At 40.7% G+C, this 17,138-nt stretch carries 10 protein-coding genes; 8 read left to right on the top strand and 2 right to left on the bottom strand.

What is annotated here, in order from left to right; translation table 11 throughout:
* Nucleotides 1–166 precede the first annotated feature (166 nt).
* The 3 genes from DBR40_RS03810 to DBR40_RS03800 all read left to right on the top strand — a co-directional run bounded on the left by DBR40_RS03810 (nucleotide 167) and on the right by DBR40_RS03800 (nucleotide 5,196).
* Complete coding sequence (locus tag DBR40_RS03810) at nucleotides 167–2,146, top strand: TlpA family protein disulfide reductase (protein WP_124558489.1); 1,980 nt, start codon at nucleotides 167–169, stop codon at nucleotides 2,144–2,146.
* A 632-nt stretch (nucleotides 2,147–2,778) separates the two neighbouring features.
* Entirely contained in the window at nucleotides 2,779–4,809 is a 2,031-nt protein-coding gene (locus DBR40_RS03805) for an NHL repeat-containing protein (protein WP_124558488.1), read from the top strand.
* A 54-nt stretch (nucleotides 4,810–4,863) separates the two neighbouring features.
* Nucleotides 4,864–5,196, top strand: a complete 333-nt coding sequence (locus DBR40_RS03800; RefSeq protein WP_124558487.1) for a DUF5990 family protein — start codon at nucleotides 4,864–4,866, stop codon at nucleotides 5,194–5,196.
* An 865-nt stretch (nucleotides 5,197–6,061) separates the two neighbouring features.
* Here the strand turns inward: DBR40_RS03800 and DBR40_RS03795 are convergent.
* Nucleotides 6,062–7,876: a phospholipase D-like domain-containing protein gene (locus DBR40_RS03795; RefSeq protein WP_124558486.1), complete on the bottom strand. Its 1,815-nt coding sequence runs from the start codon at nucleotides 7,874–7,876 to the stop codon at nucleotides 6,062–6,064.
* Between the two features lie 489 nt (nucleotides 7,877–8,365).
* Here DBR40_RS03795 and DBR40_RS03790 point away from each other — a divergent pair, with 489 nt between their 5' ends.
* Entirely contained in the window at nucleotides 8,366–9,430 is a 1,065-nt protein-coding gene (locus DBR40_RS03790) for a serine hydrolase domain-containing protein (RefSeq protein ID WP_124558485.1), read from the top strand.
* A gap of 502 nt (nucleotides 9,431–9,932) precedes the next feature.
* Here DBR40_RS03790 and DBR40_RS03785 read toward each other — a convergent pair.
* Entirely contained in the window at nucleotides 9,933–10,673 is a 741-nt protein-coding gene (locus tag DBR40_RS03785; RefSeq protein ID WP_124558484.1) for an ankyrin repeat domain-containing protein, read from the bottom strand.
* Nucleotides 10,674–10,893: 220 nt separating this feature from the next.
* On the opposite strand from DBR40_RS03785, the gene DBR40_RS03780 reads away from it, so the two are divergent.
* From DBR40_RS03780 to DBR40_RS03765, 4 genes are all read left to right on the top strand, one after another.
* Complete coding sequence (locus DBR40_RS03780) at nucleotides 10,894–11,592, top strand: DUF1826 domain-containing protein (RefSeq protein ID WP_124558483.1); 699 nt, start codon at nucleotides 10,894–10,896, stop codon at nucleotides 11,590–11,592.
* A gap of 280 nt (nucleotides 11,593–11,872) precedes the next feature.
* Nucleotides 11,873–12,439, top strand: coding sequence for an RNA polymerase sigma-70 factor (locus tag DBR40_RS03775; protein WP_124558482.1), 567 nt, complete (start codon nucleotides 11,873–11,875; stop codon nucleotides 12,437–12,439).
* Between the two features lie 71 nt (nucleotides 12,440–12,510).
* Complete coding sequence (locus DBR40_RS03770; RefSeq protein WP_124558481.1) at nucleotides 12,511–13,620, top strand: FecR family protein; 1,110 nt, start codon at nucleotides 12,511–12,513, stop codon at nucleotides 13,618–13,620.
* A 143-nt stretch (nucleotides 13,621–13,763) separates the two neighbouring features.
* Nucleotides 13,764–17,135, top strand: coding sequence for a SusC/RagA family TonB-linked outer membrane protein (locus DBR40_RS03765; protein WP_124558480.1), 3,372 nt, complete (start codon nucleotides 13,764–13,766; stop codon nucleotides 17,133–17,135).
* Nucleotides 17,136–17,138: the final 3 nt, after the last annotated feature.

Raw genomic sequence — 17,138 nt, 5'->3', positions numbered from 1 at the left:
TTTACGACTTAGTCCCCTGTTTTTAATTTGATGAATAGCTAAATTTAGATCAAAGTATAACGTAGCAGGGGTAAGGGGTTATTCAGATAAATATAACTTTCGCGGATATATTAAATCTGATTATTTGATACACTGCTATTCTTTTATCCTGTGTAAATTACGCTCTATGATTAAGAAAATTTTTATATGCCTGTTTTTAGTATTGCAGGGTTTTACTTCGTTTTCAAAAACGATACTCCCTGCGCAGCTATTTGCGAATTGGTTATCTCCAAAAACTAATGAATGGAAGTTCTGTTTTACAGATAATTATGCCATTGCTGAGGGTAAATTCTGGAACTATAGGCTAAAGAGCCAAAAGAAAAATAAGCTTGTACTCGTTCTGAGCTACCAAAAGATGGAACGTGAACTGTTTATCACTTTGATTGACCAAAATACGATCAGGATCGGCAACAATTTCCAATCTCAAGCAGTATACACAAAAAAATATAACGAACAACCCGATTTTGGTAATTACGAGCGTAGAGGTTTTCAACTGCCAGTGATCAAGCCTGGCTCTGTCCATCTTAGAGGGGTGCTTAATGGTTATGACCGTCAAAAATCTGGTTATCAGTTTATCTCACTTAATGTAAATGGTTTGTTAGATGAAGAGCAACAGTCGTATCCTATTAAAGTGGACAGTTTAGGGAGGTTTGAACTTAATTTCGTGTTGGATAATCCCCAGGAGGTAATGCTTAAGTATGGTGATATGCTGGCAGGTTTTTACGCTGTACCGGGGCATCGGCAAATGATTGCTATCAATACCGGGATAAAAGCACCAGGCTCATTTGAGGAATTTTTGGCTTTTATCGGTAGGAGGCAAGATTTACTGTTTATGGGACAGGATGCTCTTTTGAACAGCGAGATGAATAATTTTTATCCCAGGATAATGAAATTAATGGAGCCTGGTGTAAATAAAGATAAGCAAGGGACGCTTGATCAGGACAGCTATAAAAAATATCAGCTGCAGAAACAAAAAAGAATGCTTAATAGTCTTTTAACGTATAGCCAGTTACATCATTCGAGCAAGAAATTTTCGCAATACTTCAAGCAATTTATCACTTACCAAATAGCTGATGATTTACTGAGGTATAGTTGGCTTAACGGAAGCAAATACCTTAGTAAGGATTATTTGGCCTTTCTAAAAACGCTGAAAATAAACGAGCAAATAAATGTTATAACGACCAATTATATAAGCGTACTGCGTGAATTAAGTAGGGGGATCAACCTCATGTCCTATAAAATCACTGCTCCTTCAAGTGCAACCGTAATAGTAAAAGCCAGAGCACTCGGGTACCAGTTAACGCCAAGGCAAGAGGAATTAGCTCGCAAAGCGGTCGTTATCGCAAAAGGACTGGATACAATTTTTATTCAACAGGAAATTGAAGGGATAAAAGATGAACTGCTGGTGAGGGCTTTGTATGCTGGCGCAAAAAGTGCAATTGATAAGCAGAAGGAAGACAACATTATCAGGTTCAACCAGGAGTTTGGTATTACTGCCAGAAGCTTCGCGGGTAAGCTTCTTAAAGCGCAGGTAGTATTTGCTACAATAACTGATAAAGGAGGGCTCTCTTCAAGGGAATTAAGCAAAGCAGTAGCAGAAATTGGATCGGCTACATTGGTATCTGTCCTTGTCAGGCATAATCAAAGTGAAGTATCTAAAAATAGTGAGGATTTTCCCTTATCTACCAATGTGTTGTCTGCTATGGCAGCAAACACCGAACAGTTATTGGAGAAGTTAGTTGAAAAATACAAAGGTAAAGTAGTATACGTAGACTTCTGGGCGCCCTGGTGTGGTCCGTGCATGGGCCAGATGTCATCAAGCCATGAGTTGAAGAAAGAATTGGATGGATTGGATGTTGTATTCCTATATCTTGGTGTGAACTGTTCTGAAGAATCCTGGAGTAAAACAATCAAAGAAAATAACATCACTGGTGAACATTATTTGTTGAGTAAAGATGAATTTACACTACTTAGCGGAAGGTTTCAAATTGGTGGAATTCCCCGCTATATGTTGGTAGATAAGCAAGGTAAGATCGTGGACGAAAATGCCAAACTACCAAGTCAAAAAATGGAACTTTTGAAAGAGATCAATGTGTTGGTTAATTAGATGAGCCAAAAGAGGAATGTTTCTTTATAATGAGGACATCCATAATCACTTCAGATGTGAAAATCGATCCTTCTGGCAGCTAGTGCACTGAATGTAATTAGCTACCAGTATAAAACCGGGTATAGCATGAATCGAGGTAGAATGAACCTCCCTTTTAAGTCATCGATAAAAACGGGATATCAATCAATAGGGATATGAAAACTACTGCAGTTATATTTATAGGATGATTATGGGAAATAAATTTTTAATTGCCTTAATATTATTAATCAGCACGGGGAAATCCAATGGCCAGCAGGGGTTTTACAGAGCTATGGATATCAAATTATTGAGCCTGGGTTACTCTGCGGTATTTCAGCTATCAGGCGCTGGATTCCGGATCAGAGGCCAGGGCCCGTTCCTGTTTCGGGCAGGGGTTAAATACTGAACTAATGGGGTACTGGGTCTTTTAAATTGTTATATTTGATCTTATGTACCAACGTTTTTCAAATATTTGTGCGGCACCCTTAGCCTTTTGCTTTTCTATATTGTCCCTAGCGGTTACAGGGCCCTGCTCTTCACGCTTATCATTATTGACCACTATGATCACCAGCTGGTGATCTGATTTGTATTACAACTGATTATAACTTTTTTATATGTTTATTAAACGCTCCAATTTGTTCTTTTTGATTAAAAAATCATCCCTTCCAGCTACCCTGTTATTATTGACGGCTTCGCTGTTTGGCTGTAAGGAAAAGCTTCAGGCTCCCGACAATAACCAGACCGAACCACAGGTTGCTGTAGTGAGTACAGTGGCCGGTAAATATATTCCCGGGGATGTATTGTTAACCTCGACATCAGGTATGGTGGTCAGCAGTAACGGGAATCTATTTGTTACTGATTACTTAAGACATTGTATTCGTAAAATTTCGCCCGAAGGAAGTGTCAGTGTATTTGCAGGCAGTGCCTCGGGAACCGAGGGGCTAAAAAACGGTAAAGGACTTGAGGCGCGTTTCTACCATCCTCAGGATATAGCGCTTGATCCCCAGGGTAACCTCCTGGTAACCGATGGTAACAGTATAATCAGGAAGATCGATATGGATGGCAATGTGACCAGTTTTGCAGGAAATGGTAAGCTAGCGGTAGTGGACGGATCCTCAGAAAATGCTTCTTTTACCTTTCCATACAGTATAGCAGTCAATTCCAGGGGCGAGGTTTACGTTGTTGATTTCGATAGTGAAATCAGAAAGATCGACCTGAATGGTAACGTGACTACCTTTGCCGGCTCGACCCAGCGTGGTTATAAGGACGGCCTTGGCACTGCTGCCCGGTTTGAGGGGCGCCTAAACCTGGCCTTTGATAAAAATGATGTGCTATATGTATCAGACCAGGTGAACCAGCGGATACGAAAAGTTGAGGCAAATGGTTTAGTCTCCACCGTGGCAGGTTCAGGCGCTGCCGGGATGACAAATGGGCTTGGTACAGCAGCCAGTTTTAATGCTCCCTTTGGGATGACATTTGACGCTGCGGGTAACCTGTATGTGGCCGAATTGTCGAACCATGTTATCAGAAAGATCAGTCCCTCAGGGCTTGTGTCAACTTATTGCGGGAATGGGATAAAGGGAAATAATAATGGCCAGGCCGCAGCAGCATCCTTTGACCGCCCTGTTGTGCTCTGTTATGATGATAAACGGGGACTTTATGTTGTCGAACCGGAGAGGCGTACGATAAGAAAGGTGCTTCCTACCGGTGAGGTGGTGCCGTTTTGTGGCGATGTGACCCCAGTCGATGGTCCGGCGCTCGGTGTGTATTTCGCCCGTCCGGATGGTATTGTCCTGGATAAACAGGGGAATATTTATGTGTCCGATATGGATAACAATATGATCAGGAAGATCAGCACTTCGGGGCAGGTGAGCCTGCTTGCCGGGCATGTTATAGCGGGCTTTCAGGATGGAGCAGGAGGCAATGCGAGGTTCGCAGCTCCCATGGGCTTGGCAATCAATGATAAGGGTGAGATCTTTGTTGCCGACAAGAACAATTCGGCCTTAAGAAAGATCTCCTCCTCTGGGGTGGTCAGTAAAGTGACGGGAGACTTAAAACGGCCCAGTATAGTAGCAGTTGATAAAACTGGTAACATCTATTGTAATGATCTCTCTTCCAGTTATCTCTATAAACTAAACCCCGGTGGGGTAATTTTGGAATTAGCCAACGCTTGGGGTACCTCTGGTAACGGCTGGTTCTGGTACAATCCCTCCGGGATCATTGTGGATGCTAAGGGCTATATCTACGTGGCAGATACTGATAACCATACCATCTGCAAGTCGGTTAATGAGGGGATGTATTTTTCGCTTTTGGCTGGAAGAAGGGGCTATGGGAACTTTTCGCTGTCAGGCAATTCAAACGGGACTGCAGATGTCGCTACTTTTAACAGGCCTAAAGGAATTGTGATGGACGGGGTAGGCAATATCTTCGTAGCCGATTCGGATAACCATCTGATCCGTAAGATCAGTCCTACAGGAATGGTTACCACCATTGCGGGGTCGGGGGTAGCGGGCTATGCTGACGGAGTGGCGCTTGCTGCCAGATTTAATCACCCAAGTGGGCTTGCGCTCAATTCGGATGGAACCGCATTGTATGTGACCGATCAGGACAATAACCTGGTGAGGAAAATTGTGCTGGATAAATAATGCGGTACAACTCAATGCAATCACTAATTTAGTTCAGTGGATTATCCTTTTGTTATGAATACGGAACTACAACTCAAGATTACTTTACGCTCGCCTACACCGGGGGTAGACTTTGCGCTGCAAAAAGGATCAGGCAATAGCTGGCAGAGCATTCAGAAACAAAATGTATCTTCAAGTGATATCAGCTTTCTGTTTTTGGTAGGTATAAAAGGGGAGCGGGGGAGGGATCAAGAGCCCAAGCTTTCCGGGCCTTTTGTACAGGGGGCTGCAGGTGGGAAATTTGTGTATATCGGTATAGGGACTTATGTGGGGCAAATAGGTACGGTATGGAGCAGGCGTTTAAAGGTACCCCTTTCAGCTATCAGCTGGGATATGGTGGATAAGTGAGGGGCTGATGCTAAACTGGTATTGGCTACAGTTGTACCCGGTACAGGGAGGGACTGGGGAGTTGATTGGTTTGGGGGGGATTGGTTGGTGGTGAGAGGTTAAGGAAAGTTATTAGGGGGTAGTAAAGGTGTATTGTTTGTAGGGTTTGGTTTGTGGTACGGCTTGTTGGTTTGGTGTTGTTGCTATGTTTTTTTTTGATCCTGGTATTAGCACAGGATTGACCACCAAAAGTGGGGAAGAACCAGTTTCATTGAAATACGCAACCCAACCACAAAATAGATAGAACGCATAACCGCTAAATTGATTATCAAGGCTATACTGCCAAAGGACATACTGCATACGATGAACTCTATCTGGCAGAGTTTAGCAGAGTGGGTAACTATACCTTACCCACAATTGTTAAATTCACCTCGGTAGCGGATAAAGAATTTATCCAGCCAAGAATTGTAACTAAAATTGACTATGAGTTGAAGTAATGATTTTGGAGGTTACCTTAATGTAGTGCTGAATTATTGCAGCAAATTTCGGACAACACAGATCTGTCCGAAAATTGAAGAATAATAATCCTCGCCTAAACTAATATTGATAAATAGACTCGCTGCGAAGTGTTATTGATCTGCTTTTTTAACAGGCCAATGGTCTAAAACATTGTTTTGCAAATTAATCTTTTTACCATTGTAATACAGTGAAACAGCCTGAAAAATGCTGTTTAGTATTTGCGTATTTTGCGGTTTAATTTGTTTATTTACAGTGATTTGTGATTTCTGTATCGGAGCGTAATGGTGAACGATAAAACCGAACTGGTTTTTAAACTCAGCCGGAATCTGATCTGATTACCTTCACCATTATTCCCAAACGTGCCCGGTTAGATTTTGGCCTGTAACCAGAAGTTTAACTGGGCATTTTTAATATTCCCTTCCGCATCAAAATACTTGTCCATCCACAATTCAGGCTTGTCTTTGAGTAAAAAGTCGGCGTAATTGCTGTTCTTTTTAAAGAAATAGCGGGCAGAAAAATGATCATAAACATCTAAAATATGCGTGGTATAAGCCAGGGCCAGTTTATTATTGCCTTTGATGATCGCCAGGTTTTCATCATTATCATACGATGCCTTGTGTCCCAGGTTATGGCTGCCGGTAATGACCACACAATCTTCTGAAAAAGGGTCAATCACCATCACCTTATCATGGATGATGGCAAAGCCGGCGTTGAGCATTTCCTTAATCCAACCCTCCGGAATTTTTTTGCCATCGAAAGCTTCAGCACCGAAAACCCGATAATCCTGCTTAATGGGTGTTTTATCACCATCGGCCTTTTTTGGTGGAACCATACCCTTCAGGTCATAATAGAAACCTTCAGACGCAGATTTATTGGTTACGCAGCCCCGCACAAACAGGTGCTTGTTTTGCTTTAATGCTAAAGCAGACCAATTAGCAATTGAAGGCGAACCAGGATAAAATGCGAGGAATAAAATCGAATGCTTAGCCGCATTGATACACTTAACTACTGCCTCCATATCCACCGGCCTGAGTTCATTTGCATTGTTCGATCTTGCCTTTGGTGTATTGGGAGAAAACCAGCTCTGCAGGGTATGTTCACCAATCGATAAACTTTCTCCCTTAGCACACCAGCTGCGCAAAACGCTTCCCTGCAGGTTTTTAGCAATACCCGATGCTGCATCATTATCCAACACCAGCTGTTTCCAATAATCCATATACCGCCCGGCCAGCGCCGGATCCTCAATAATCATTGTATTATTAGTTTGAGTACATAAACCTGTAGAAGTCCAGTTGGTGGAGCCAAAGAGTACCGATTTTGGTTTATCGTTTTTATCGGTATACACCAAAAATTTATTGTGCCCGATATGGTTTTCCGGCATCACCCTGTCATATACCTCCGCACCAACTGTTTTCAATTCAGCGCGAACCTCATCATTGTGGTCAACCGTGATTTGTGGATATTTTAGTACGCCATTTTTATCCGGTTTTTTGGGCTTACTTGTATCGTCTATTTTGCCTCTGGAATTAGATAAAACAATATTCAGGCTGGTTTTTAAAGCCTTCAGCAATTCAATCAGTTCCGGATCACCTAATTCATACAAAGCCGCATAAATTTTTCCTTCATCTTTTGCTTTATCCAAAAAACCGGTAATCGCTTCCACCATATCGCCCGACAGGCTTTCCCTTAACACATCCTTTCCCTTATAGTCCGCAACCCGTTTCAGAAGCCCGCCTTTTTCAGGTTCATCGGTCAGCGCTTTGGAGATCCTTTGCGTAGAGATCAACCCCCGGTTAAAATAAGCCGACATGTTACTGCCCACATTCGCCGTGATTTCCACCTCATTGGAGATGATGATCGGCAGCTCGCTCATTTCCACCAGCTCGCCGGGTTTGCCTTTCAGCGGAACGATCTTATACCGAAACTTCCGGTTACCGGTTTTCTCCCCAATCCGCCTTGCATCCACATCTTTCCAGTAAAATTTTTGAATAGGGAAGTCCCTTGTTGTCTGTCCTTTTTCAATTTTGTAGCCCTTAAAGACAGAAAAACTCGATAAGGCAGTTTCTACATTTTTGTTATCAATCCGGTAGATGGCGAAACCCATACAGCCAACAGGTTTTTTTCCGAAACTCCAGGCAATGGTGATAACATCATTGTTGGAAAAAGCGATTGCGTTTTGCATTTATTTAGATTTTTGTGTTTTTGATCAAGCTAATCCCATACGCTAATACCCCTTTTAAGCATATTCTAATTTAAACATTTTACTGCATCAATTCCTATACTCAATTCTTGGTATTAAATGGAATATAAATCCATTATTCTAATGGAAATGAAGAGCTGATTATATGGTTTGAGAGAATAGATACCTGGTCATTTCTGTAAAAGGGAGCCTATAATCTATTACTAAGCTGCATAAAATTAAACCTTTAAGGCTGTCTGGAGCGATGGATTACAAGTTCGAATGGTCGTCAATATCGAGTTATACGCTGTAGATGCTGCAAGCTTATAAAAAGAACAGCTTGATTGGAAAAACGATGAGTGAAATTATCCAATCTTTTTTGGCCAATCCTTTTCAGAAGATCCGTTCTTGAGATAAGAACATCACCGCTGTAACAACTGCGACCGTAACATTTATTTTGTGTACGAAATATTTCGTATATTAGCGTGTGTTATGAAAAATATAGCCATACTGATTTATTTCTTATTTACATGTGTTTGCAGCTTTGCACAAAGCAGCGACAATCCGATGAGATCGCCAGTCGATTCTGCGGTAGCTAAACTAATGGCTACATATATGAAGGAGGGGAAGCGGGTAGGTATTTCGATTGGTGTCAATTATAAAGGAAAATCCTATACCTATAATTACGGCGAAACAGCACCGGGATCTAAAAAACTTCCCAGCAGTACTTCCATCTACGAGATCGGCTCAATTACCAAGACCTTTACGGGCCTGCTCATCGCCCATGCGATTACGGAGGGAAAAATGTCTCTTAACGATGATATCCGTAAATTCCTTCCTGGCAATTTTCCAAATCTCCAGTATAAAAACGACGATCCGGTAAAGATCGGCTATCTATTGGCGCATACTGCCCAGTTTCCCAACAGTTTTGGCAACCCAATAGAAACATCCGCTTTTCTGGATTCTCTTCATCATGTAAAGCTTGATTCCATAAAATCTTTTCATTATGCTTATTCAAATGTCGGTTATCAGCTGCTTGGATTAATCTTGGAAAAGATTTATCAAAAAACCTATTATCAGCTCATTAGCCAGCATATCGTTTCTCCCTTAGGCATGGCCCGAACGGCTCTTTCCTACAGGGTAAAGTATGCTAAAGAGCAACTTAGTGGATACGGTACAAATAGAGCAGCGGTTGGTAATATGCCCTGCACCCTTCCAGGGGCGGGAAGTCTTCACTCTTCTGTAAGCGATATGCTCAAGTACCTTCGGTATCAGAACACCGAGAACAATCCCGCACTCAAGCTAAGCCACCGGATCACAGTTGGGGACATAGATAACGGAGCGCACGCCTTTCAATGGGAGATCGGGAAGACCTGGAACTGGGACCAGTACCTTAGAGTGGATGGAGGGACAGATGGCTTTCGCAGTTTCTGCCTCATCTATCCGCTCACCCAAATTGAAATTGTTATTCTTTCAAACCAAAAAGACGACTCGGCCGGCAGTGGACTCTATAGCGTGGCCAGCGGTATATATAAAGTAGTAAAGGAAATCAAATAAATGTAAAACATTAGCCCAAAAACAGGTTGTTAAAGCATTAAAAGTGATGTGAAAAACAAACATCTTATTTTTCGCTCGGCGGTTATTACTAATGTTCGATGCTGCTCCCTTTTTTCGATAAAGGAAAAATTGTTCCATGCAACCATGTCTGAGAATGCTGTTTGAAAAATAAAGTGATTGGATATATTTGGGTCAATCTTTAAGATACCTTAATGTATCCTAAAGTGCTGTCATCTGGCTGCCAAATTAAGGGTAAGTCCGCAGTGAGTCCGTGTATAGTCCGCATTTTTATACTCAAATGCGGACTTACTACGGACTTACCTCGGAGCTATAGTATATCAGGATGCCAGATGGTATGCATTAGCCTGCCACAAACATGCGGTTATCTGGCTATTTTTGATAGTATAGCTAATGCTGTTAGAAAGTGGCCGGTATTATTAGCGTAGCATTAAACTGCTATATTGTACCACCTTTTTCTTAGGGTTAAGCCAAATATATAGTACTAATGGAGATAAGCATTAGGAATATTGCCGGGCACATAACTAATACCATACGCAGCTTTAAGTAACCTGCAAACAACATCCATAATTGTTTTTTCCTCCCGATGCATTTGTGGAAGTAATCCCATCATTGCATAACTAAGTGGATTTACCGCTGCAATAAGTGTTTCCCAGGGATAGCCTTTGCCCCAAATTAGGCCCGGAACGGTGGTTTGAAGATCAGCAGATTTAGAAAGTAAGTACTCCATCATATCTTGTGACTGGTTAGCATTTTGATTAACCGTATGAAAAATAGGAGTTTGACCACCGAAACCCCACGCATCGATTCCTGCTTTGGTATTTACATCGGCACCATATCGAAACAAAACTTTTGCACAAGACAGGTGGTTAAACTCAGCGCAGATATGCAATAAGTTAACTTCAAACAAAGGCGTGTAAGCGCAACGCAAGGTATAACTTGCTTTAACCAATTCCGGATGTTTGCAGAGTTCATCTTCCAGCAATTCATCATCATCAGAAAGTACAGCCAATAATGCCTGGTTTTCGAGCTTTAATCCGGCAGTAATAAACGCCCTCACACAATCTTTAAATCTAGGCGTTCTGGTATACTCACTGGTTAACTCCTCTATTAGTGGCTTCCCATTGAAAAAATCATTAGGATTAACTCCATTTGCAAAACATTCCTCAATGCCACTTACAGAGTGACATTCAATATCACCGATCAATTTTTCTAAATAATCCATATTCATCAATTAACCAATAGCAATCCAGCCACCACAGCAAGCAATCGGCCTATTAAAGTTAGCACATTGTTCGAGCTGTTTTACTGGCTGCTAAATATTTATTCGCCATATCCTAATAAAAGAATTACCTCATGATTTACAAATAATGCTGCTATTTTTGCCCTGGTAAATAAAATTTTTACCAAATAGCACTTCTCATTCAAACTGATTGCTAAAATACATGAACGATAAATTTTCAGACAACAATCAAATTGAAATTGTTGCCAGCTTTTCTGAACTGGTAAATACCAATTTTCAGGGAGATACCAATGCCATGTGCTGGCACAGAAATTTAGCTGGAGATTTTAAAGAAGTTGTGACTAAACTCCAGTTGGAGCAGGATATCACAGTGGTTCTTCCCGAAAACCTTTTATCGTTGCAACTTTCTGAAGAGGGGAGTATGGCTAGGAGAATTATTCTAAATGACCTAAAATTATTAACTGATTTTGGTGCATCTCCTTCGCTCAACCTGATTAAAAGTTACCAGCGTGATGAAGAGCTGGATTTCATTTCAACCGATGTTTATTCTTATCATGTAGACCGGTCGCCCGTTGCAACTGACACTTTTTTATGTACATATTATGGTGCTGCAGGTGATATAATACCGAATCATCAGGTAGAACAAAAAGTTTTAATACCAGAAATCCGCGAAAAGCTTAAAGCATTACATGAAGGACCGGAAGCAGGATTTGAAACTTTTTTAGCAGAATATTATTTTGACCTGCATTATCAGCCGAAAAACAATGCAAAGCCGGTAAATTTAGGTCTGGGGCATCTTTGGAAATTGGCAGTCGATCATCCCGAACAAAAAGTTTTACCCTGTGTTCACCGTGCGCCAGTAGAAAATGAAGGTGAGTACCGGCTACTGCTGATTTGTTAAACAGCTGCTTGCGCTAATAATAACAGTTTTAGATCCTGTTTTTATTAAAAAAAATATATTGCTTATACCGGGATTGTTTTTTGCTGTGATGCCCTTTATAAGCTCGTTTGCAATTTTGCGCATTACATTTTTTGGTTAAAATGGTAAGCTGAACAATTTTATTTCAATAACTAAAAATTGAGTTGTTTTGAAAACTTGCGAGTTTGTTACGATAAAACTATTTTTGGATTATCTTCCCTTAACAAACTTATTACCAAACATAAAAATCAAAAAAGAAACGATGTTCGATTACGGAGCACTGCCTGATGACGATCTCTATTTGCTCTTGAAAAACGACGACTCAATGGCGTACACGATAATTTACCATCGTTATTTTGATACGCTTTATGTGCATGCCGCCAATAAATTGAAAGATAAAGATGAAGCCAAGGATGTGGTGCAGGAAATTTTTGTCAATTTATGGAATAACCGAACCGCAATAAACATCACCACAAACTTTAAATCCTATTTGTACGTATCGATAAGGAACAAGGTATTAGACCGGATTTCCCATCAACAGGTGGCCAGCAGGTATGCCGATTCGTTACAGCATTTTATCATCAGCAATCAATGTGTTACCGATCATCTGGTTCGGGAAAGACAACTTACGCGGATAATTGACGATCAGATTGCACAATTGCCGGATAAAATGCGCGCTATTTTTGAATTAAGCAGAAGAGAAAGTTTATCGCACAAAGAAATTGCCCATAAACTGAATATTTCCGAATTAACTGTGAAAAAACAAGTAGCCAACGCAGTTAAAATTCTCAGAAGTAAACTAAGTGTTAACTTTTTTTTAATTTTTTAATTTTTTTCTACTCCCTCTCTTCCAGTTAGCCGTCGTAGTTATAATTAAGGATAAAAAATCCTTTTGTATCTATGAAACAACATCAAGCTAACGATCTTTTTAACAAATACCAGCAAGGCAAATGCACCGAAGAGGAGCTGAGCCTGTTAGAGAGCTGGTATAATTTACCCGAATCAGAACCTCTTGCATTTAACGCCGATGAAATATTAAAGGCGAAGGCTGAGGTTTGGCAAAAACTTCCACTACACCAACCTAAGAAAACAATAAAACTATGGCGTACAGTAGGTATTGCTGCATCTTTACTGCTCGCAATAAGTATTGGTTTTGTGGTGTTTTCCCAGCGAAACAAAGCCGGACAGGATTTAACGGCAAGTAACGATATTAAACCCGGAGGGAAAAATGCTACCCTAAAATTAGCCGATGGGCGCGAAATTATCCTGAACAATCTGGCTACAGGTGAAGTATTGCAGCAGGAAGGCCTTAAAATTACCAAAACCGCAAACGGACAATTAATTTATACGGTACAAGGTTCTGCAGATCATGAGGCATTGGCTTTTAACAGCATCAGCACGCCACTTGGCGGTACCTATCAGGTTATTCTGCCCGATGGGACCAAGGTTTGGCTAAATTCTGCTTCATCATTAAAATACCCAACGGCATTTAAAGATAACAAGAGAGAAGTTGAACTTGTTGGTGAAGGTTATTTTGAAGTTGCGCACAATGCACAGAAACCTTTTCACGTAATTACAAAAACGCAGGATATAGCTGTACTGGGTACACATTTTAATTTATCGGCTTATCCCGACGATGATTTTGCAAAAACTACCCTTTACGAAGGAAAGGTTGAGGTTCGTGCACAAGACCAGGTGGTGGTGCTCAAACCAAACGAGCAGGCAGTGTTACAGGGCGGGAAACTTTTAGTTAAACAGATTGATAACGAAGGCGATTTAGCCTGGAAAAACAACGAATTTTCTTTCTCCAGCGAACGTTTAGGCGAAATATTGAAAAAATTAGGCAGGTGGTATGATGTAGAGTTCGAATGTCCGAAAGATTTAGAGAACCTCGAATTTGGCGGATATATCAGCAGAGATAAAAGCTTAAAACAGGCATTAAACATGATTGATCAGGAGGGCACAGTTCATTTTAAAATAGAAGGGAGGAAGATTACCGCTATGAAGTAAATTTTACCAGCTTCAGATCAAAAAAAAGGATCAGAGCATTGCAGTGCCCTGATCCCTAAACTCTTGCAGGAGTCGATTTTTTTTGGATCTGTGAAAATAGAATAAACCATTTATCATTTCTTAGACCAAACCCAAACAAACAAATGTATGAAATTTTACATAACATTTATCGGGTAAAATATGCCCGTTTAAATGCTCGTATTTTACTCAAAGTGAAGTTAATAACCTTTATCATCATCGCTACATTCTTACAGGTGAGCGCTTCAAGCTTCGCCCAGATAAGCTTGCGTGAAGAAAATGCTTCGCTGGAACAGGTTATACAAAAAATCAGAAAACAAACCGGATACGATTTTTTTTATAACTCTGCTGCTATTAAAAGAGCTAAACCAGTTACTGTTTCTTTAGAAAATGTTTCTATAAACAAGGCGCTGGAAGCTTGCTTTGCCGGACAACCGCTGGTTTACCGGGTAGAAGAAAAATCTATTATTATCCAGGCACACCGCGAAATGGTAGTTGCAGCTATTTTGGTAACCGGTAAAGTAGTGGATGAAAAAGGGCAGCCTATTCCCGGGGCTTTAATTAGGGTAAAAGGCACCAATGGCATAAGGCCTGTTGCTACCGATGCGAACGGTCAGTTTACAATCCTGGTACCTGATGAAACGGAGACTTTGTTGGTGAGCTATATTGGCTATAGAGTAGAAGAAGTTTCGATTAAGAATAAAAAATCACCTTTCACTATCAAACTTTCACCAGCTACTAAGGATTTGGAAGAAGTAAGGGTAATTAACACAGGGCTATTTAAAAAATCAGTTGAGAGCTTTACCGGAGCCTCAACTATGATTACAGCTAAAGACCTGGCCGATAATGGTAACAGAAACCTGATTTCTACTTTGCGTAACATCGACCCGGCTTTTAATATTATCGAAAGCAATGCCTTTGGATCTAATCCTAACCGTTTGCCCGAAATCCAGATTCGTGGTAACTCGAGTATTCCAAATGTAGGCGAATTACAAGATCAGGCCAGGGCCGAACTTAACACCCCATTAATCATTTTAGATGGTTTTCAATCTACCTTACAAAAATTGTACGATATGAATGAAAACGAGGTAGAATCGATCACCATTTTAAAAGATGCTGCAGCTACTTCCATGTATGGTTCGAGAGGTTCAAACGGTGTGATTGTAATCATGACCAAAGCTCCACGACCCGGAAAACTACGCTTATCACTACGATCAGATGTTAATTTTGAAGCGGCTGATTTGAGCGGTTACAGCTTGTTAAAGGCTGCTGATAAATTAGAACTGGAGCGCATTGCCGGCTATTATAACAATGCAAGGGCAGAAATTGACCTACCCTTAAAAAGATATTACAATTTCTTGCTTAACGAGGTAAACAGTGGCGTAGAAACCGACTGGATGGCTTTGCCCGTAAGAAATGAATTGGGACAAAGACATTTCCTTAAAGTAGAAGGTGGCGATAACGCATTCAGATATTCAGCCTCAGGTCAGTTAAATGATATTCAGGGGGTAATGAAAGGCTCATCGCGCCGTACCTTTAACGGTAATATTACTTTGGCTTATATCTATAAAAATTTAAGGTTCAGAAACAATCTTCAAATTCAGCAAAGCAACTCACAGGAATCGCCTTACGGCACTTTTAGCACTTATGTGGCCATGAACCCATATTGGAGGCCTTACGATGCAAATGGAAATGTTTTGAAGTTTCTCGGCGATCCGGGCAATACCGATTATGTAAATTATTGGGGAACTCTGCCTACCAACCCTTTATATAACGCTACACTAAAAACTTTTGATAAGAGTGCTACCAACGAATTGATTAACAATACCATGGTAGAGTGGAACCTGGTTAAAGATTTGGTATTAAGAGCGCAATTGGGTTTAACCAAAGGTACTACACAAAGTGATGCTTTCAGACCTGCAGAACATACTGCATTTGCCAATTATACTACTGATAATATCTTTAGAAAAGGTGATTACAACTATGGAATCAGAAATAGTTTTGGTTACGATGGCTCTTTAAATTTAGCTTACACGAAGATGCTTGGCCTTAAGCACCTCATTAGTGCTGGTGCCGATTATAACATCCGTCAGTCTAAATCATCATCCTACAATTTTTTAGCTGAAGGTTTTCCTAATGCCAATTTCGATTTTGTATCTATGGCATTACAATATGCCAAAGATGGTAAACCCAGCGGAACCGAAAGCCTGACACGCTCAATAGGACTCACCGGAAACGTAAACTATATTTACGATAATAAGTATTTTGTTGATGCTTCATTGCGTGTTGATGGGTCATCTCAGTTTGGAAGTAAAAAACGTTTTGCTCCGTTTTGGTCAGCTGGTGCCGGATGGAATTTGCACAACGAAGCTTTCTTAAAAGGTAACAGATATGTAAACCGGTTAAAATTACGTGGTTCGGTAGGTATTACCGGCGCGCAAAACTTTAACGCTTACCAGGCTTTATCTACTTACCAGTATTATACCAACGAAAGATACTACAACTGGATGGGATCTTACTTAATAGGCTTAGGAAATGACGAGCTAAAATGGCAGCAAACGGAAAAATATAACATCGGTGTTGATGCAGAATTTTTAGACAGGCGACTTCGCTTTACAGGTGATTATTATATTGAAACCACTAAAGATCTGGTTTCATCGGTTAACTTGCCGGCATCGAGCGGATTTACCAGCTATGTAGATAATATTGGCCGTTTACGTAACAATGGTTACGAGCTAAAAGCTACAGGTTTTATCTTAAACAATCCTAAATCAGTTATCTGGAGTGTTTCTGCAGCATTATTGCACAATAAAAATAAAATTGTAGAAACTTCAAAGGCGTTAAAAGATGCCCAGGCCGCCACGCTTAACGGTAACAGCGACCCAGGTACCCTTTACATCGAAGGTTATTCGAGTAATGCCATATGGGTTGTACCTTCTTTAGGTATCGATCCGAGTACCGGAAAAGAATTGTATTTGGGTAAAGATGGTCAGCCAACCTATACCTGGAAAGCTACTGATATTGTTGCGGTTGGTTCAAGAGACCCTAAATTTTTCGGAAACTTCAGTACCATGATCCGCTATAAGGATTTTGCAATCAATACGTCGTTTAGATATACCGTTGGTGGGCAGCAATATAATAGAACACTGGTTGACCGGGTAGAACTTACTAATTACAAGAATAATGTAGATAGCAGGGTGTTTTACAGCCGCTGGCAAAACCCGGGCGATGTTGCCGCTTTTAAAGGCTTGCTGGTAACTACACCAACTTACAAATCTTCTAGGTTTGTGCAGGATGAAAATACGTTGGTATTACAGAACATTAATTTTCAGTACAATTTATCCAACAAAGAGTGGTTAAAGAAAATGAAACTGGAAAGCTTAAACCTAACCGTTAACGCTTCTGAGCCAATGTACCTGTCAACTATTCGCAGAGAAAGAGGAACCGATTATCCTTTTTCAAGACAGTTCTCCATGAGTCTAAGTGCTACATTCTAAACT

It is taken from the genome of Pedobacter sp. KBW01 (assembly GCF_003852395.1).
Lineage (GTDB): Bacteria > Bacteroidota > Bacteroidia > Sphingobacteriales > Sphingobacteriaceae > Pedobacter.
This window is presented reverse-complemented; position numbering and strand designations above follow the sequence as displayed.